Source organism: Lactobacillus kefiranofaciens (assembly GCF_014656585.1).
Lineage (GTDB): Bacteria > Bacillota > Bacilli > Lactobacillales > Lactobacillaceae > Lactobacillus > Lactobacillus kefiranofaciens.
Genome location: NZ_CP061341.1, coordinates 1,606,486 through 1,625,940, shown reverse-complemented (window position 1 = coordinate 1,625,940; position 19,455 = coordinate 1,606,486). Strand labels below are relative to the sequence as shown.

Genomic DNA, 19,455 nt, shown 5'->3' with positions numbered 1-19,455 from the left:
AGCCACTTCAAAGCTAAGAGTTAAGAAACTTTATCAATACTCTTTTATCTAAAATCAAACTTTAACTATTATGTGTTAAAGTTAGGCAAGCATGTATAAAAATATACAAAAACGGCTCTTTGTCAAATCCTGTTGATAGAGAGTAAATGAATAGAATCAGGCAGTCATTAAAAGGCTGTTTGGTTCTTTTTCTTTATATTGATTTTCCTCTAAACGAATTCTGGTTAATAAATTGATAAAATTGGAATAGCCGAAAGCTGTTCGTTCGATTTGCTTGATTTTGCGGTTGAAGCCTTCAAGACAGCCATTAGAATAAGGCAGCGTCGCACCGTTAAGCACCGCTTTTAGATTGTATTTAAAAGTTAGCAGCGTCTTATGCATTAGGGTTCCAATTGAATCTTTGCTGGTAATCAATGATTTAAGCTCTTGAGTGTTGTTTGTTTCAATTGCTTGAATAAAACTCTGCATCAGGTTATATGAGTTCTCTAAAGCAGTATTGGCACTGATGCCTTCCATGACTACTTGAGCTTGTGTTAAGCAGTCTTTATAGTGCCAGTTGTAGCGAGGATGCATTTTTTCCAATTCATCATATTTCTTCAAGTATAGCTTCCAGGGAGATTTGAGCAGCTGATACTGTCTGGATCTTTTATCAAAGGTCCTCATGACTTTAACTCTGAGCGAGTTAAAAGAACGAGTAAGCATTTGAATCATGTGAAAGCGATCGATGACAATCTGAGCATTAGGGAAACAGGCTCTGACAATGTCCTGATAGTAAAAGTTGAGATCCATCGTAACGGTTCTAACGTTGGCTCTGGCTTGAGGCGAAAAACGTCCAAAATACTTAAGCAGATTCTTCTTATAACGCGTTCTAAGAATCTGCACGACTTGATGACTATCGCCGTCTAAGCAGATAAAGAGCAGCTGACGATCAACGCCTTTGAATTCATCGAAAGCCAAATGAGCTGGCAGATACTCATAGCTGTCAAGGGAACGGTGAGAGCAGCTGCCTAAAACTCTTTGAACCGTGTTGACAGAAACATTGTTTTCTCTGGCAATGCTGGTCATCGAACGATCTTCAGTTAACGCAGACAAAATTTTTAGCTTAGAGGCATTAGAAATAGAACAGTACTTGCTTGCCAATTCTGATTGGGCCATTGACCAGCGACTGCAATCACGGCATCTAACTCGCTGCTTAGCCAGTCTAATAGTTACTGGATGGCTGGCATTAGCTGTTAAATAGCGAATGTTGGTAATCAGATGTCCATTATGCAGGAGAGCCAAGGAGCCACAGTAAGGACAAGCAGGCTGAATCAATTCTGCTTCATAGATTTTGTGCTTTTTCATCTGGACCATTTTGTAGAAATAGTCTTTGAAAACAATATTTTTTTCTTTAATATCAAGATCAAATTTAATACAATTATTAAAAGAGGACATAGAAACACACCTTTATTTATAAAATGTTTAGTAGGATAGATTTTTTATTACAGGGGACTTATGTCCTCCTTTTTTATGCAATAAAAAACCTGTTAACAGCTTATCATATTGATAAGTCATCAACAGGAAAAATTATAGAGCCCAAAAAAGGCATCCCTCAAAACGAAGGATGTCTTTTTAATCTAATTAATTAACTTATTTTATTGCTTCCAAGCAGCATTAAGCTTACTCTTGCCAGTCTTAATATCATTAGTCCATGATTGGTGCTTAGCAGCCTTTGCCAAAATGTTTTGCATATTAACGTTAACTTGGTCATATGCAGTGATTGAATTCTTAGTTACAGGTAAGAAGTAAAGGTTCTTAGAAGTCTTATCTAAGATAGCTGGAATCTTACTGTCCTTTGCTTCTTGGTAAGCAGTGTCGTTCAAAGCGGCAGTGTTAACTGGCATGTAGCCGGTTTGCTTTGCCCAGTAAAGCTGTGATGACTTAGAAGTCAAGAATTTAAGGTACTTGAATGCGGCAGCCTTTTGCATTGCGCTAGCCTTCTTAAACATGTAGATGTCAGTACCTTGTTGAACGTTCATTGAGCTTGGACGAGCAGCTACGCCATATGTGTAGCCCTTCTTCAAACCTTGCTTAAGGTATGCTTCGTTAGCAGTTGAACCGATGAACATTGCAACTTGACCATTGTTGAATGGAGTTGACATGTACTTTTGCGTACCAGCTTGCATGAAGTAACCAGCCTTAACACCATCTGCGTAGTAATTGATAGTCTTGACAGAATCCTTAGCAGCGAAGTTCAAGTTCTTGTTGAAGTCCTTGCCGTAGGTTTCCTTCATTTGCATCATGTAGTAGTTGTTCAAAGCGTCAAAACCAACACCGCGAACCTTGTGGTGACTTTCACGGTAGATCTTAGCTGATGCAGAAGCAAGTTCACTCATATTAGTTGGAACCTTAACGCCGTACTTATCAAGCAATGTCTTGTTGTAGAAAAGCACTTCTACAGACTTGTTAAATGGCACACCGTATTGTACGCCGTTGATGTTGGCACCGTCCCAAAGGGCCTTCTTGATGCCACTAGCCTTGTATGAATCCCAGCCGATTTCTTTATTATTAACGTATGGAGTTAAGTTAACAAGCATCTTATTCTTAGCGGCATTGTAAAGCCAGCCTGGATAAGCCAGTGTAATGGTTGGCAAATCTTTTGGTGATTGAAGTCCTGAAACAAGCTTGGCTTGCAAGTCGGAATAGTTACCACCTTGACTTTGCAATTTGATGTGAATGTTAGGATTTTTATTTTCAAAATCGCTAGTTAATTTCTTTAAAGCATTTTGAGAAGTACCAGTTAATGAGTACCAAAAGTTGATTGTTGTTTTCTTACTAATCTTTGGTAGGAATCTTAGAAGAACTCTTAGAACTACTACTGTTATTTGAGCAAGCACTTAAACCAGCAACTGCTAAAACAGAAGCTCCAATTAGTGCCATTTTTTTGTAAAATTTCATTTTTTCCGCCTTTCGCTTTTTTACATTTCAAAGGTAGTTTACCATAGATAAGCGTACTATTCACAGATAAAATATAAGATGAACAAAAAACGTTCATCAGGGCTGTCTTTGACTTATATACCGGGGTCAACCGGGGCTCGTCGCGCCCTTAGTTTTTAAACGAATGAATCGGTGCCGGGATTCTTCCGCCCCTTTGAACGAACTTCGCTGGACTATTGGTGTTTACCGGCATTACCGGCGCATAGCCGAATATGCCGCCGAAGTCAATTTGCTCTCCGACTTGCTTGCCCTTGGCCGGGATCACCCGCACCGCCGTTGTCTTATTATTAATCACACCAATAGCTGCTTCGTCCGCGATCATCCCACTGATTGTTTCAGCCGACGTATCTCCCGGAACAGCCACCATGTCCAATCCCACCGAACAAACAGCAGTCATTGCTTCCAATTTTTCCAAATTCAAATTACTGTGCTCAACAGCTTTGATCATCCCACTGTCCTCTGACACGGGGATAAAGGCACCTGACAGCCCGCCAACATGTTCACAAGCCATCACGCCACCCTTCTTGACTGCATCATTCAACAATGCCAAAGCAGCCGTCGTTCCCGGGGCACCCACACTTTCCAAACCGATTTCTTCAAGAATTTCGGCGACCGAGTCCCCTTGACTTGGCGTTGGCGCCAGCGACAAATCAACGATTCCAAACGGCACGTTCAGCGCTTTAGCAGCCACATTACCGACAAACTGGCCCATTCGCGTGACTTTGAAGGCCGTTTTTTTGATCGTTTCGGAAACCGTGTCAATTGATTCCCCCTTGACCTGTTCGAGCGCCCGTTTAACAACGCCCGGACCACTAATCCCAACGTTAATGACTTTATCAGCTTCACCAACGCCATGAAAGGCGCCGGCCATGAACGGATTGTCTTCAACCGCGTTGGAAAAGACCACCAGACTCATACAGCTGACCGGATCGATTTCAGACAAATCTTTAACCACTTGGCCCATTTGTTTGACGGCATCCATGTTAATCCCGGCTCTTGTTGAACCCACATTAACCGAGCCACAAACCCGTTGTGTCTCACTCAGGGCTTCCGGCATCGAAGCAATCAATTTTCGATCACCTGATTGGTAGCCTTTTTGAACCAACGCGGAGAAGCCGCCGATCAAATCAACCCCCAGGGTTTCAGCAGCCTTTTCCATTGTCTGCGCATAGGCAACATAATTATCATCGTGACACGCGGCAGCAATCATTGAAATTGGGGTCACAGAAATCCGTTTATTCACAATGGGAATGCCATACTCTGATTCAATTCGATCAGCAACCTTCACCAAATCTTTGGCACTGGTCGTCAATTTATCATAAATCTTTTGCCGGGCCTTAACACCATCGCTATCGATACAGTCGAATAGCGAGATTCCCATTGTGATGGTTCGAATATCAAGTTTTTCTTCAGAAATCATCTGAATGGTCTCTAAAATTTGTTTGGTTTCCATTTTGGCGACCTCCTACAGCTTTTGAATCGCGTCGAATAATTCTTGACGCTGAATATTAATCGATAGGCCGGTCTCATTTGCCAAATCCTGTAAGCCCTGTTTGACAACTTCAAACTGCACATCATCATCGTTCCATTCGCCCATGAGCATCATGGTAAAATCACCATGCATCAGCGTCTGGGAAATATCGGTAATGTTAACTTTCAAAGTTGCCAACCGTTGAGAAACTTTTGCCACAATGCCAATTTGGTCATGGCCAATCACTGTAATAACTGCTTTCATTGTTTGCATCCTTTCAAATTCCGTGAGTTTGGTTATCTATTATTAATTGCATTTATCATACCCGATATTAAGTCACTCGGCAATTTCTAATTCATCCTAGTAAGTGTCAATATTTTTGCGATAGGCTATTAACCATTAGTCTGACCTTAATTTCTTAAATATTTATTTGATTTATTTTTCTGCTAAAATCGTTTAAATAGCTATGTCCTGCTGTTAAGCTTTCAATGGCGCCGTGATGAATGCCCAGATGAGCTTCATGCGTCTTTCTTAGGCTGGCACGAACCGCTCCTTTCAGGTCTTTTTGATCATCAATGTTCAGCTGTCCACCTGCAAATTCACTGCTAAGCCAGTATTCCAGCTCTTTGTTTTTAATGCAAGTCAGCACACGCAGAATTCCTTCGGCACCATCTTCTGACCTGTATTTTCCTTGCCCTTTGACGCGATAAGTATACTTGCGGTGATTGCTCTCACAGCAGCCAATTGCCTTAATTACGGACAAATGACGCATTTTGAATGGCTTAATATCCACCCAGCGACGATGAAGATAGCTGCGCAGCCGCTTTAGGTTTTCATGATTTTCTGGCGTATTCAGCTCATCAACCAGATTGCTTTCAATCGTGTCTAAAATCACATCAGTTAAGTGACGGTCATATTTAAACTCAACTGCACTGATCAATTTGCTTGGCATAGCCGGCATAAAGCCTAAACGGTCCTTGATCTTTTTATTCAAGTGGAAGACGTCTAAGAAGGGCTCGTGCTGCCGGCAATAGCCAACTATTTCATCAAAATCTTTCTTGGCATAACCAGCACCGCCATCGGCATTACTGATGATTAAAGTATCGCTTAAGTCATAGGGATTGGCTAAATAAGCTTTAATTTCTGGTAAAGCATCCAAGCGGCTTAAAGAAACAAACTCTTTGGCCTGTACTCTCTTTCTGCACGTCTTGCTTAAATTAATAATATCCTCGCAGACCTGATAGCGATGAAATTCCAGTCGCTTCTTGGTGCCTTTAATCACAACGCCATCGCCTTCAAGATAAAGCACTGGCACCTTTTTCTTTTGAGTAATACCATCGTATCTTTCCTCAGACTGCTGCTGTGCTTTAATCTGTTTGCCTGCTTGCACAATCAGCTTGCCAACTTGGCTGTGACTAATCTTAAAACAGGAGAGAGTATTAACAGCTAAAGCAGTATTGCGGTAAGTGGCCACGGCGCTAACCTGCAAAATATCCTTCACTGCCAAAACACTGTAACGCTTGTATTTGTCATAACCCATTAGCTTATCCAGTGGGTATTGGGCCTTCTTGCCTGGACAAGCATATCTTCTGCGCCAATAGCTAATCTCACCAAAGGCAGTCACAACTGAGCGCTTATTTTTCTTTTCGATCTGATAGCCTTGCTTTTTAGTCTCTTCAACTAGACCAGCATCAACTTCTTCTAGTGCTGCTGTCATTAATTCTCTAATCAAATCAAAGAAGTAGCACATTAATGCCTTTTCACGAGCAATAACATTATTTTCAGACTTAATAATTTTCACGATATCAGTTATAATAGATTCCATAAAAGACCAGCTTCTAATGTGTTTTTTGTTCTTAACATCAGACTACTGGTCTTTTTGTTTGAGCTCAAGTCCAATTTCAAAGGATTTGAGCTTTTTTAATTAATTATTCAACTTACCGCAAAAAATTATACACTTAGATACGCGTGGTGCTAGTTAAATCGTTCTAGACAATAAGCCAAATTATAAGCTAAAATTGCAATTTCTAACCGGCTTTGAAAGCCTATCAGACTACGTGCTCGATTGTTCTCGGCATTGTAATAGGTCAGAAGCGAAAAGTCGCTTTCAATTGTTCTGCGAATAGCCATCAATTGATGATCATTGTGCTTTTTAGCTCCTGTCATATTTTTACGATATGGTGTCCAAAGTTCATAACCCATTTGTTTTAGCTGTTGATGCAGTTCTTTGCCTAAATAGCCTTCGTCGCCAAGAAGATAGTAATTAGATGGATGGGTATTTTCCATCAGTTCAACTGTCTCCCTGGCATCATGAACTGATGCTTTTGTTACGACATAATCAAGAATGTAACCGTCATCGCTAACAATGGCATGAACTTTGAAACCATAAAAGTAAATTTTCTTGGTGGCCTTATAACCAATGTTGGCATAACCGCCAAAAATTTTAGCACGATAGTTGCGAATTGGTTGGCAAACAGGTACCGGAAAGCTGTCAATGATCAAGAACTGTCCATTCAGGTCAACCTTTTTATTCATTTCTTGCCGTATCTGATAAATCAATTGCAATAGCTGACGTGAACGTCGATTAAAACGTGAGTGTGATAAACAATTGAAACATTCACAGAATCTTCTTTGTGATTCAATTCCTGTCTTAGCTTGCCAGATAAGTAAAGCCAAAATCAGACTGTCCGTAGTTTTAATTTGATCAATATTTCGCCGATGAGTAAACTCAGCCGGTGCATACAAACGATACCAGTGCCGACAAATTATCACTAAATCTTTAAAACTAACTTGTAAATGGTGGCTAAAACGCTTAAGGCAGTTCAATCAGATCAGACTCTTTTCTTTTTGATACTACAACTTGAGTCTATATTAACTAAAACGATTTAACTAGCACCACGCGTAAATATATTATATAACTGAAACATTTGATTGCAGTATTTAAAAATTTGCTTAGCCAGCGATTTTTCTGATACGTTTTGCGACACAGTCTTGAAAAAATTTCTTCTTATGTGTGTCTAGCAACCAACCAAAGTGGCTTCGGACAATTGTAGATAAGCACCCCACATGTCGCAAGCAGGTAGCCGGGAGCCCAGGGCAACCTGACCACTACGGTGCGGGTCATGATGATACAAGGTAATGCCATAATCATCATGCTTGCCAAAAAGAAAGATCTAATAATAAGTCTTAGCTGTTTTGCTTTCTAAGACGGTATAGTAATTTCATCGGCATGCAGGATTGGTTGCTTTAATGATTGTGTTGCTCAAGTTCGTTTGACTACAATGTTGGCATTTGTAGGCATGCTGGATATGGTCTAGCCGTTTTATTTGTGCTGAAATTAAGAGCAACTCTTGACGAAGCGAATAGCTGCCGATTTCCGTAAGTTCATTATGACAGTCAGGGCAATGTTTATCGCCTAATTCATGATGAACTTCTTCTGCTGGAAAAGCGTCCAGTAGATCAGCCCGATTTCTTTGATGAGCTCTTTATTTATAAGTAATAGTCTGAACGGCGGCGTCGGGGACGCTCTTCGTCATCTGCTTGTTCTTTGGACTCATCGAATAAGCTGGTTGGGCCAGCTATTGGAATTTGTTTGGAAGACTACTTGCTGTAACGCTTTTGCGTTAGGTAGGCTACTTGTTCACGGAGGAGTTTGATTTCATCGGTTAGGTTTTGGATAGTCGTAACTTGTTGGGCAATGATGAGCTGAATGTATTTTTGACGAGATAACTTATTTCTGTAATGAATAGTTCCCAATATCGGGGATGCACCTTTTGTATCGAGATAGCGCCATATCCCCTTAGCAGGAGAGCTTTCATTGACTGAACTCAATTTATCCCATGTCTGAGTAGCCAGCTTAGGATCGCTGATAATAGCTTTAAATTCTTTAGAAAGTTCAAAGGTCGCATTCCATTGAGAGTTCCTGTTAATTTCTGCCACGTATTCTTTGATGGTTTGGTAGTAATCCATTGAATGATTGCTGCCGAGTAAGAATTGAGCCAGATCAATCTGAGCTTCAGATACGCCAGTCAAAACAATCTTTAAATTATTAGCTTGCTTGTACATTTCAGACAAAAATACTCGTTCACCGTCTTGATCACGTAAATATGACTTTAAAAATTTACTGGATAATGAAGCAAGTTTACGACCAATGTTGCCATATTTAGTAACTTTAGGCGTGGGTAAAGAACCATCAGTAATTGAAATGACTAGCAGAATATCCCGTTGAGGGTGTTCTAATGCATAGCTAATGTAATTTAAGATCTTTTGGATTTGCGTACCGTTAGCTTCGGTTCGATTATCTTGTTCTATAAAAATTTCCTGTCTGCGGTCATTGCGATAAAAGCTAACGACTTCATCAGCCACGAAAGTGTATTTTCGATAGTCATATTGATTTTTGAAGCTGCTGGTGTCGAGCAGGGTAGGGTCGAAATCTGGATTGCTGAGCAGATTGATATTTCTGAGCAAATTATCAGGATTTTCCGTAGGGTATCGAAAAGCACTCGCCTGGCTTTCTGGTTTTTGGAGCAGGGCTTTCAATTTAAGATGAGTAGCAGCGACAAATTCTGAGTAGTCATTATCGGACTTTAATAAATCTGGATCAGCAAGCTGGATAGGGTATGGCACGCTTGAAATTGAATAGGGATAGCCTTTTTTCTCCGTTTTGACATCAGTTTGATGCAATTTGCCGTCATTCTGATGTTTTTTATTTTGAGATTGCCCTTTTTTTGCCACTTTGCTATCGCTTTGATGCAGAGTGGTATCAGAATGCTTCAGATTGCTGTCAATTTGGTGCTTTTTATCTTTGAGTTTTGCTATATTCACCGCACTGATATCAGAATGAAGCGTTTTGCTATCAGAATTCTTAGTAGAAACAGCTTGTGTTTCTTTCACTGTCTGTTCATCGTTTCTGACTTTGGTATTGTTGCTTTCTTTGACAGCATTATCACTATCTAAAAGACGGTCTAGTTCTGCCTGGCTTTGACTAATATGCTGATCTTTAGTATTGGAGTTATCTAAAACAGGTGCATCCCTCTTTGGGGTATTCTTTATCTGTTTAGGGTGGGAATCACTATTTGAATCCTTAATTTGGGCTGACTTAGCTAAATTCACCAAAGTGTCACCACTAGTTTCCATTTGTCCCTGAAAGTCCCTAATTTTCACTTTATTGCTGTTTCCATCATTGGTATTAGAATGCGCTAAACCGTTGGTATTAATAGCTTTATCAACAGATTCTTTTAAATGGTTCCAACTGTCACCACTTGTCTCCAGAAGTTCCCTAATAGTTCCGTTTGTAGCTTTAATTTGAAAATTGCTATCATCCGAAATATCACCTAATCCCTTGATACTATTAGCTTTTGCACCTTTTTTAGATAAGTGCTTACAAGTGTCACCATTTGTTACCATTTGTCCCCGAAAAGTACCGTTTTGCACCTCAGACTTATATTTTTGATCACTTTTAGGCTTGTCTAAATTGCTGGAACCGTTGGTATTGTTGGCTTTATCAGCTAATCCATTTAAATGGTTCCAACTGTCACCACTTGTCTCCAGATGTTCCCTCAATGTATCAGTTTGTTTTTCATTGTCATTGCTAAGGGCACTGTCTAAAAGCTTGTCCAATTCTAGCTGACTCTGATTAAGACCCTGCTCTTTACCAGCAGACCGTTGGGCTTTATGTGCATCCCTCTTAGCATGAGGCTTATTAACCTTTTTAGATTCAGAGTTGTCAACCGGACTAAGTAATTCAGAAACATCATCCAAAAGCTTGTCCAATCTAATCAAAGGCTTGTCACGCTTAGGCTTAGAGCCTTCATTAACAAATGAATCAGAAGAATTTAACCCAGAATCCTTAGAATCAGAACTGTCAATCAGCTTCTTCGACTCCAAGCCTTTAACCTTAAGCTTCCCAGCGCCTCTTAAAACACTATCACCAGTATCATTAATACCAGTCCTACTAAATGAATTCGATAAGGTTCCTTTATTACTGTCATCCTTGTTAGCAATACCAGTAGTGTTCTTATGCCTTAGGGAGTAGCTATTACTAATAGAGTTAATATCCTTACTACTAATAGAACCATCCAATAAAGAGTCATAGAGACTTACTGTTATTAGGGATAGGTACTTATCAATAGGGGTATTAGTATATTTCTTTGTAAAAGTATTATTAGCGTTATGATAGGTACTTATCAATAGGGGTATTAGAGATAGACCGCATAAATGCAAAATGTCTCTTGTACCACAGTGGATTAGATGCAGTAAAAGTGGGGGCTTTACTACTTCTGGCTGTCTTTTCTGGATGCTCCATCTGAGTTATCTGGTTAAACTGATTGAAACTCTCTGGTAGCCTAAGACCTTCTGGATTCAACAATATCTGGTTCTTCTGGTTAATCTGGTTGTCCCTTTCGGGATGCACCTTCTTATTGACCTTTCTGGATTCACTAAAAGCCTATAACTAGACTTAGATCCTAAATAAGCAGAGTAGAGATTATAAGCAGAAGCCTTAAACATTGCAGTATAGAGACCTTGTACTACAACCTCAATTGCTTGCTCATTGTGGCTGTTAATTGCTACAAGAGGATCATCACCAAGCACAAAACCATTAGCATTCAGGAAAGCACGGCAATTCTTAGTAGGAATATAAACATTGCGGAGAACAGAGCTACTGCTGGGATGTAGGGGTTTCTTCTTTTTTTGAAGCAGACCAGAATATTGGCACCATTTTAGTAAAATGGGATGGAAAAACCTGGTTGGATAGTGTTGAACAATTGAATACAGCATATCTAACTGGCTGTCATTAACAAAACCAAAATTGCATATTAGCTGTAATAACTGCATATCATTTTCTGACAAAGACAAAGAGCCTTTAATCGTTTAGGACTATAAACAAACATAAAATACCTCCTAAATTAGGGTTGAAATATGTATAAGAGTAGCACTTCTAATTCAGAACTTGGATAAAACTCTGAAAGCTAGAATATGCAAGGCTCTAGACGATTTTAAATACCGGAAAATGTGTCTCTACAGCACTTCGATTTTGGAACTTATTTTGGAACTTAAAAAAGGAGAAAAAATGGATAATTTAGAACAAAAAAAGACACTCAGAAGCTCATTAATCAATGGAGCATTCAAAGTGACTCATTATGGATATGAATTAATATGCTGATCATCAGGATTTTCAGATATTAATGTCGTCCCCTTGAGAGCGTTCTTTACCTGATTGTGAGATAACTATGATTGTTGTTTAAACGATACATCAGAGAGATCCAAACAAGAATTATTAATGCACCTGAGGTCACCCTGAGTAGACCTGGCATCACCTTTTGTTGTTTTTTAGTCTAATTTTTAAATTATTTATCAGTTAACAAAATCGCTTAAGCTATTGATATGACAAATTTCTATGGTAGATCCATTTGAAAACTTGGAATAGGTATTATTAGTTCTCCTTTGTGCAACCCAGATAGCACAAAGTTCATTATCAATATCTATGCTTGTATGATTTTCATTATTAGTAGGGGGCTAAAAACTTATCTAATCCAGTTAATTTATAGTAGTTATTAAAAATTCTGATCAAATTGAATTATCTCAAGCCTAATATTTATAGTCAGTTTGGCTAAAGTAATGACAATTCGTTTTAAGTGATATTTTATTTACAGATTTGAGAACCTAATTTTTGCCTCCCCTCTAATCTTATAGGACGAAAATGACTGAAAAACAGAACTAAGAAAGATATATGATACTATTGATTCTTCATAATTTAATTACCCAATAAAAACAGCCACTCTTTTAACGAGTGGTTGCGTTAGTTAATAAACTTATCAATACTAGTTATTTACTTTAGTATATATCTAGTTTAGTCAGAGACTAAGGCTTAGATTACGAGTAGTTATCGTTAAATGTTAACGGATTACAAGGCATTAGAACTATATTTATTTTCTAGAAAAATTTGATATTAAAGGGTAAGCTAACTAATAATTTTCATTTTTTTAGCTAAATCGATAACGTAGATTATACCTTTATTTCCATTCTCGAAGTTGATATCTAAAGTTTGAAAAGACGGATTAACAATTATACTTTGATTATTGAAATGAAAAGCATAATATGGGAGAGTTTGAATATTCTCTTTTATAAAATCAGTGAAACCATTATTATGAAATACTTTTGTATAATTCATTAACCCTAATAAAATGCCACTTAGCCCGTGCATTAATGATGCATTTTGGGGCATATAGTGTTTTCCTAACGTATCAGATAATTTATATATTTCATTATCATACGTGCTATCTTGAAATTTCTTTTTAAATTTAAGGAGTATCATTAACATTCCCGCAGTACCGTCTGACAAGTATGGAGATAAGCGATTAGAAAGTAAAGTAGTTTTGTAGAAAATACCTTCTGTAGGTGAACTATACTGGTATGATATGTTGACAGCGTGAATTAATGCCTTAATGTCTTCTTTATGCTGTGGTTTTGCTTGTATGATAGAACATAAAAGTAATGCAAAAATGTTTTGAATAGATAATTGTTTAATTTGAGGATCAGTTAAATTGTTTACTAATAAATGATTTAATAGTTTTACTGAGTCAATTAGTTTATTTTGTATGTCTTCTTCAAATGTGACTTTATTATTTCTAATAATATTTTTTACAACAAACTGCAATTTGTCACTAAAGATAAAATCAGTATTAGAATCAATTGAAGTTAACTTTTCTTCTACAAAATTTAAGTGATTTAGTTGGGATAAATATATATTTTTTTGTAGACTTAATTCAAATGAATTAATGCTATAGATATCATCATTCATAGTATATGGATAATATTTATCATCACTTAATAAATCTTGTAATTTTGTTAAATCTAGATTAGGCTCCTTTATTAGTTTTGTAACGACATTTACAAATATTTTAGGTATTTGATTTAAAGATGCATACTTCTTAAAAAAGTTAATAGTCATCTCGCCTGTTTTATCGATAAATAAAAACATATTTGCTCGGCAGAACATTGAAATTATGATATATCCTAATTGTTGATTATCTTGCTCAAGTGCAGGTAAAGTATCTATATTTTTATCATAAAATCCAGTTGTTCTGAAAGAAGACAATGTCTTGCCTTTATTTTCTTTTACGTTAAAACTTTGACTTATATCAATAAAACTACTAGTTTGTTTTTCTTCATCAATTAGTATGTTTGTACTTGATAAATCACCTAAGAAAATATTATTTTTATGTAATTCATTCAGTTTTGAAATTATATCAGTGATTACATTTTTATAAATCTGAATAGTATTCTTTCGCTGATTTGAGTCTAAAAAATCTTTATTTCCATTTGCTCTAAAAGCATCTATACTAATTCCTGGCATCTGTTGTTCACAGAGAAAGTAATCTTTATCTTCAGTAAAAGATCCTAAATAATTAGGAATAAAATTAAATTTTGCCAGTTTCTTTAAATTACGTTCCTCATTTTTTAGAGACGTAATTACACTAATTCCACCTTCTGAAAAACCAGGCTTTGCATCTTTTAATACGATCTTTCTATTCTTTCGTTTATCTATAGCTAAAAATGTAGAACCAGATGCTCGAGCATTCAATGCTTTGAAAGGAATTATACTTTTAAATAAGTATTTACTCGTTTTTTTATCGTCTATATTGTCTGGGAACGGTTCTTTTACCCAACTGGGTAATTTATAAGTGGTTTGAGTATAGTCCCGATATTCAATGGTATGAGAATTAGGGTTATATATATTAACATCAGGTCCTGAAATTATTCCGTATCTATAAAATAAAATATTAGAGTCTTTGTAACGTCTATCTGAAGAAATAGTAATACCTTTTTTTAATTGAAATGCCTTTAGTGAGTAAAGTTGGGTAATTATCTCTTTAAAACTTGAAAGGCTTTCAGGATAAATAGTTATAAATTTTCCGCTGCTCCAGATAGAAGATTTACCTGATAGATTGTTTAATAAATTTTCTAAATTCGAAATATATTTGAAGCTCACTTTATGTTGAATGCAAAAATTATATATTGTATTCAATATACTTTGGAAATTTTCTTCAGTACAAGAAACATGAATTTTAAACCCTTGATGAGGTAGCTTTTTGTCGGAAAGGTTAAATTGAAGAAAATAGTGTTTTTTATCACGAGTAATATCAAAAAGAGAAGATTGAATAATATTGTCTGGCAATAAATCTGTAGTGAATATTTTATTTTGCAGATTTAATAATGTCTTATTATTAATTAAAGATGTCATATAATTACCCCCTTGAAGTTTTTTATAAAATACTTCAGAAAATATTAAAAGTCAATCAATATTTTCAATAAAAATTATTGACATTTTATTAAATCGTCGTATACTTAAATCAAATATTAATTAAGCAACTTACCAATCTAAGCTACCAAGTTGATATTTCTAAAAAATATTTTAATTTATATTTTAATTTACGGAGGTATTATCATGGAAGAATTAGATAAATTACAAAAATTAGTTGAAGTACAAGATGTTGTAGAAGGTAGTGGACCTTGGTTCAGCTACAAATGTACTATTAATAATTAATATTTAAATAATCGAAGTATTCATACTTCGATTATTTTTTTACTATTAGTTTATGTTCGGAGGAGGTAGTAAGAATGACAATAAGTGGACTGATTAAGAGTCAAAAATGGCGATTTGCTTTAATCTTTTTATTATTCATTCTAGTCGCTGGCTTAAATACAGCGGCCAGCTATTTTTTTAAACCAGCAACGGATGCCTTAGTAAAAGGAAATTTAAATACATCATTATCCTTTTTTGTAGTGATGATTGGGGCAGGTATTATTAGTATTATTCTTGATGCTATTGTCCAAACAATTTATTCTCATCAAGTTCAAGATTACATTGGTCTTCTCAGACAAAAAATTGTTCATCATTTTTATCAGAAAAACGATCAAACTGTGACTGAAATGCAGAATGAGCTAGGCAATAATTTTGATATGTTGACGGACAATTATGCTACACCAGTGCAAACGCTCATTAGCAATAGTTTTACTTTAATCTTTACCATCGGCGTTTTGGTTCAGTTGAATTGGACTTTAGTAATTTTGACAGCCATCCTTGCAATTCTTAATCTACTTACTCCTAGAATTATGGAAAAAGCCACTAGCAAGGCTAATCAACAAGTTTCTATTGAAAATAGTAAATTATTAAAAACTATTGACCATTGGCTTGGTGAAATCCAGGAACTTAGAAGATACAGTTCTTTTAGTGAACTTTTTAGAACTATGAATAAAACTGATAGTAATTTTGAAGGTAGTAATATTCATAGTGCTAAGGTTCAATCTCTTTCTCTTTTTATTAGTAGTCTAGCTAATACTATTTCTCAAATTGCTATTTCATTATGGGCTGGCGTTTTATTCTTCCAAGGAAAGATGACCATTGGTGCTGCCTTAGTTGTAGGTGATTTTGCCAGTCAAATCTTTAATGCTATCTGGATTTATGAACAGGCAATGACACAACTTAAGTCGGTTAAGTCTGTTAATGAAGAAACCAAGAAACTAGAAAAAGCAGTTCCTAAAAATATTGAGAAGCTTAGTGATGATTTAGCTGAATTAGACATTAATGATCTAGATGTAAAGTATGAACACGGGGAAGAGATTCACTATCCTAATATTAAGATTAAACAGGGTGAGAAGGTTCTCTTAACCGGAGATAGTGGCACCGGAAAATCAACTCTGTTTAAGGTAATTCTTGGCCAACTCAAGCCAAAATCAGGGACAGTTGTATTTAAAGATTCCAGCGGTAAGGTGATTAAGCCGGATCTAGGTAAGATCGGTTATATTGCGCAGGATTCTATTCTTTTCCCAGAATCTATTCAAAATAATATTACGATGTTCAACTCTGCTTTAGACTCAAAAGTTGAAGAGTTTGTTGAAAAGGTTCAATTAAAGAAAGATATTCTGAAATTCCCGGATGGCCTAGAAACAGCTGTTGACTTAGATAAAGATAACTTGTCAGGTGGGCAAAAACAAAAGGTCGTTTTAGCAAGAAGTCAAATTCATCATAGCAAGTTTGTTTTGATGGATGAGGCGACCAGTGCGATTGACAGTGAAGCTACTAAGAAGATTTTGCAAGAACTGTTAAAGTCAGATGTAACTTTAATTTTGATTGCCCACAATTTTGATCAGAATTTACGGGCAATGTTTGATCGTGAGATTCATTTAAAAGGGGTGAAGAGCAATGACAATTAAGGAATTATATCGAGTAAATCCTTTACGCTTTATTTTAGCTACTATTTCTTACGTTCTGATCCCTTTGTCAGCTATTGGACAATCTTATTTATTAATGTATGAAGTAACAGCTTTGTCTAACCGCAATTTAAAATTATGGCTGTGGTTAACAGCTGGTGAGCTGTTAATCTTGCTGGTCACTAACCTTACACAATCTAGTAGCAATTACTTAGCTACTAAGCAGATTCAAAACTATAATCATCAGGTTAGAGCTAATACGATTAAACATTACTATTTTGATGGACAAGATCATACTGTGGCAGCGATGCAGAACCGATTGACTACTGACTTGAAAAATACCAATGAAAATTATCTTCTCAACTTCTTTAGAAGCGTACAAATGGCTTGCTACATTTTGTTTGCAGTCATTGTCTTATTATTGATTCACTGGAGTCTATTGCTAGTAACCTTGGTATTGGTGGGAATTTCTATTTATTTGCCACAATTAATTGCCAAACCAATTCAAGCAGCTTTCTCTAAGATTTCAGATTCAAATAAAAAATATTTGGATGTTGCAGAAAAATGGCTTAACGGTTTGAATACATTGCAGAGATACATGGCTGGCGGTCATCTTTTCAAAGTAATGGACGAGGCGGCACAAGAGGTACAAGAATCTAAGGTTCAGCAAACCAGAATTAATCAAAGACTAGCTGTTATGAATGGCTTAGTTTCTAGTTTACTAATGTTGGCACTGTTTGCCTTTACTGCTGTCCTAATTGCAAATAAATTGGTTGTCTTTGGTACGATTACCACTGTGGGTAATTTGCAATTTTATATGGCCACTGGCTTACAATATTTAGGCAATTATAGAGGACAGATAAAATCTACTAAGCCGTTAAATGCCAAGATAGCTGAAGATAGTAATGCAATTGAACAACAGAAAGAAAATGAGTTGGGAACAGCTGTAGCCTTTTCAGGTAAGAATCTTAGTGTGGCTTTCCCTAATGGAGAAAAAATAGCTTTTCCTGACTTTTCTGTTAAAGCAGGTGAAAAGATTCTACTTACTGGAGATTCAGGAACAGGGAAATCCACTTTATTTAAATTAATTCTAGGCGAATTAAAACCAGCAACTGGCACAATTACTTACTTTGATAAAGACAATAACAAGATAAATCCTAATTTAGCTAAAATTGGTTACATTGCTCAAACGCCAAGACTTTTTCCAGTTACGATTGCGGATAATGTTACAATGTTTGATTCCAAGTTGAATCAAAAAGTTGATCAAGTACTTTCTGAAGTTGACTTGACTGATGACGTTAAGAAATTTAAAAATGGTGATCAACAAAAGGTTGATTTGGATCATTTAAATGTCTCTGGTGGTCAAAGACAGAAGATTGTTTTGGCACGAGCTAAGATTCATGATAGCGATATTATTTTAATTGATGAAGGTACTAGTGCAATTGATCAAAAAGCGACAATTGAGATTTTGAAGAAGTTGATGCAAAGTAAAGCAACTATTGTCTTCATCGCTCATAACTTTAGTGAAGAAATGCATCAGATGTTTAACCGTGAAATTCATCTTGGATAACAAAATTAAGCGACTGTATAAGAATAACTTTTGAATTAAGTAAAAAATTATAAAAAAGATTGATATATCAACGTTTTTTAACGAAGATTATCGGCTCTTTGTCAAATCCTGTTGATAGAGAGTAAATGAATAGAATCAAGCGGCCATTAAAAGGCTGTTTGGTTCTTTTTCTACCTTAAGTCAAGTAATATCAATAATTTAATAACGCGTGGTGCTAGTTAAATCGTTTTAGTTAATATAGACTCAAGTTGTAGTATCAAAAAGAAAAGAGTCTGATCTGATTGAACTGCCTTAAGCGTTTTAGCCACCATTTACAAGTTAGTTTTAAAGATTTAGTGATAATTTGTCGGCACTGGTATCGTTTGTATGCACCGGCTGAGTTTACTCATCGGCGAAATATTGATCAAATTAAAACTACGGACAGTCTGATTTTGGCTTTACTTATCTGGCAAGCTAAGACAGGAATTGAATCACAAAGAAGATTCTGTGAATGTTTCAATTGTTTATCACACTCACGTTTTAATCGACGTTCACGTCAGCTATTGCAATTGATTTATCAGATACGGCAAGAAATGAATAAAAAGGTTGACCTGAATGGACAGTTCTTGATCATTGACAGCTTTCCGGTACCTGTTTGCCAACCAATTCGCAACTATCGTGCTAAAATTTTTGGCGGTTATGCCAACATTGGTTATAAGGCCACCAAGAAAATTTACTTTTATGGTTTCAAAGTTCATGCCATTGTTAGCGATGACGGTTACATTCTTGATTATGTCGTAACAAAAGCATCAGTTCATGATGCCAGGGAGACAGTTGAACTGATGGAAAATACCCATCCATCTAATTACTATCTTCTTGGCGACGAAGGCTATTTAGGCAAAGAACTGCATCAACAGCTAAAACAAATGGGTTATGAACTTTGGACACCATATCGTAAAAATATGACAGGAGCTAAAAAGCACAATGATCATCAATTGATGGCTATTCGCAGAACAATTGAAAGCGACTTTTCGCTTCTGACCTATTACAATGCCGAGAACAATCGAGCACGTAGTCTGATAGGCTTTCAAAGCCGGTTAGAAATTGCAATTTTAGCTTATAATTTGGCTTATTGTCTAGAACGATTTAACTAGCACCACGCGTACTTAGATATAATATCGTTCATAATTGACAGTGAAATATAATGATTCTAATTATTGAAAGTAAGTAAATATTTTTAGCAGGT

The 19,455-nt window shown here is 36.3% G+C and carries 10 protein-coding genes and 3 pseudogenes; 3 read left to right on the top strand and 10 right to left on the bottom strand.

Going from position 1 to position 19,455, the window contains the following annotated elements:
* Positions 1–156: 156 nt before the first annotated feature.
* From ICI50_RS07970 to ICI50_RS07925, 10 genes and pseudogenes are all read right to left on the bottom strand, one after another.
* Entirely contained in the window at positions 157–1,434 is a 1,278-nt protein-coding gene (locus ICI50_RS07970; protein WP_188891459.1) for an ISL3 family transposase, read from the bottom strand.
* Positions 1,435–1,634: 200 nt separating this feature from the next.
* Positions 1,635–2,937: pseudogene (locus ICI50_RS07965) on the bottom strand (extracellular solute-binding protein).
* Positions 2,938–3,085: 148 nt separating this feature from the next.
* Entirely contained in the window at positions 3,086–4,429 is a 1,344-nt protein-coding gene (locus tag ICI50_RS07960; protein WP_188891457.1) for a PFL family protein, read from the bottom strand.
* 12 nt (positions 4,430–4,441) lie between these two features.
* The gene (locus ICI50_RS07955; protein ID WP_014919426.1) at positions 4,442–4,711 is read right to left on the bottom strand and encodes an ACT domain-containing protein; all 270 of its coding nucleotides are present in this window, start codon (positions 4,709–4,711) and stop codon (positions 4,442–4,444) included.
* Positions 4,712–4,865: 154 nt separating this feature from the next.
* Entirely contained in the window at positions 4,866–6,272 is a 1,407-nt protein-coding gene (locus ICI50_RS07950; RefSeq protein ID WP_188891456.1) for an ISLre2 family transposase, read from the bottom strand.
* 149 nt (positions 6,273–6,421) lie between these two features.
* A complete protein-coding gene (locus tag ICI50_RS07945) occupies positions 6,422–7,273 on the bottom strand; it encodes an IS982-like element ISLh1 family transposase (RefSeq protein ID WP_013854565.1) in 852 nt (283 codons plus the stop codon).
* 89 nt (positions 7,274–7,362) lie between these two features.
* Positions 7,363–7,983 (bottom strand): annotated as a pseudogene (locus tag ICI50_RS11060) (IS66 family transposase); the annotation flags it as partial.
* Positions 7,937–8,158 (bottom strand): annotated as a pseudogene (locus ICI50_RS07935) (IS66 family transposase). The pseudogenes ICI50_RS07935 and ICI50_RS11060, both read right to left, overlap by 47 nt.
* A 2,649-nt stretch (positions 8,159–10,807) precedes the next feature.
* The gene (locus ICI50_RS07930) at positions 10,808–11,296 is read right to left on the bottom strand and encodes a hypothetical protein (protein WP_188891454.1); all 489 of its coding nucleotides are present in this window, start codon (positions 11,294–11,296) and stop codon (positions 10,808–10,810) included.
* 1,111 nt (positions 11,297–12,407) lie between these two features.
* Positions 12,408–14,690, bottom strand: a complete 2,283-nt coding sequence (locus ICI50_RS07925) for a class III lanthionine synthetase LanKC N-terminal domain-containing protein (RefSeq protein ID WP_056941066.1) — start codon at positions 14,688–14,690, stop codon at positions 12,408–12,410.
* A gap of 377 nt (positions 14,691–15,067) precedes the next feature.
* On the opposite strand from ICI50_RS07925, the gene ICI50_RS07920 reads away from it, so the two are divergent.
* The 3 genes from ICI50_RS07920 (at position 15,068) to ICI50_RS07910 (ending at position 19,363) form a co-directional block, all read left to right on the top strand.
* On the top strand, positions 15,068–16,663 hold the full coding sequence (locus tag ICI50_RS07920; protein WP_188891452.1) for an ATP-binding cassette domain-containing protein: 1,596 nt from the start codon (positions 15,068–15,070) through the stop codon (positions 16,661–16,663).
* Positions 16,653–18,230 carry an ATP-binding cassette domain-containing protein gene (locus ICI50_RS07915; RefSeq protein ID WP_054607495.1) on the top strand — a complete coding sequence of 526 codons (1,578 nt, stop codon included), beginning with the start codon at positions 16,653–16,655 and terminating at the stop codon, positions 18,228–18,230. The genes ICI50_RS07920 and ICI50_RS07915 overlap by 11 nt, the downstream gene beginning before the upstream one ends.
* Before the next feature lie 281 nt (positions 18,231–18,511).
* Complete coding sequence (locus tag ICI50_RS07910; RefSeq protein WP_013854565.1) at positions 18,512–19,363, top strand: IS982-like element ISLh1 family transposase; 852 nt, start codon at positions 18,512–18,514, stop codon at positions 19,361–19,363.
* Positions 19,364–19,455 lie beyond the last annotated feature (92 nt).

What these genes read in the sequence shown, in the direction of transcription:
- ICI50_RS07950 (WP_188891456.1), bottom strand. Translation starts at nt 6,272, where the DNA reads ATGGAATCTATTATAACTGATATCGTGAAAATTATTAAGTCTGAAAAT.
- ICI50_RS07970 (WP_188891459.1), bottom strand. Translation starts at nt 1,434, where the DNA reads ATGTCCTCTTTTAATAATTGTATTAAATTTGATCTTGATATTAAAGAA.
- ICI50_RS07925 (WP_056941066.1), bottom strand. Translation starts at nt 14,690, where the DNA reads ATGACATCTTTAATTAATAATAAGACATTATTAAATCTGCAAAATAAA.
- ICI50_RS07960 (WP_188891457.1), bottom strand. Translation starts at nt 4,429, where the DNA reads ATGGAAACCAAACAAATTTTAGAGACCATTCAGATGATTTCTGAAGAA.
- ICI50_RS07915 (WP_054607495.1), top strand. Translation starts at nt 16,653, where the DNA reads ATGACAATTAAGGAATTATATCGAGTAAATCCTTTACGCTTTATTTTA.
- ICI50_RS07955 (WP_014919426.1), bottom strand. Translation starts at nt 4,711, where the DNA reads ATGAAAGCAGTTATTACAGTGATTGGCCATGACCAAATTGGCATTGTG.
- ICI50_RS07920 (WP_188891452.1), top strand. Translation starts at nt 15,068, where the DNA reads ATGACAATAAGTGGACTGATTAAGAGTCAAAAATGGCGATTTGCTTTA.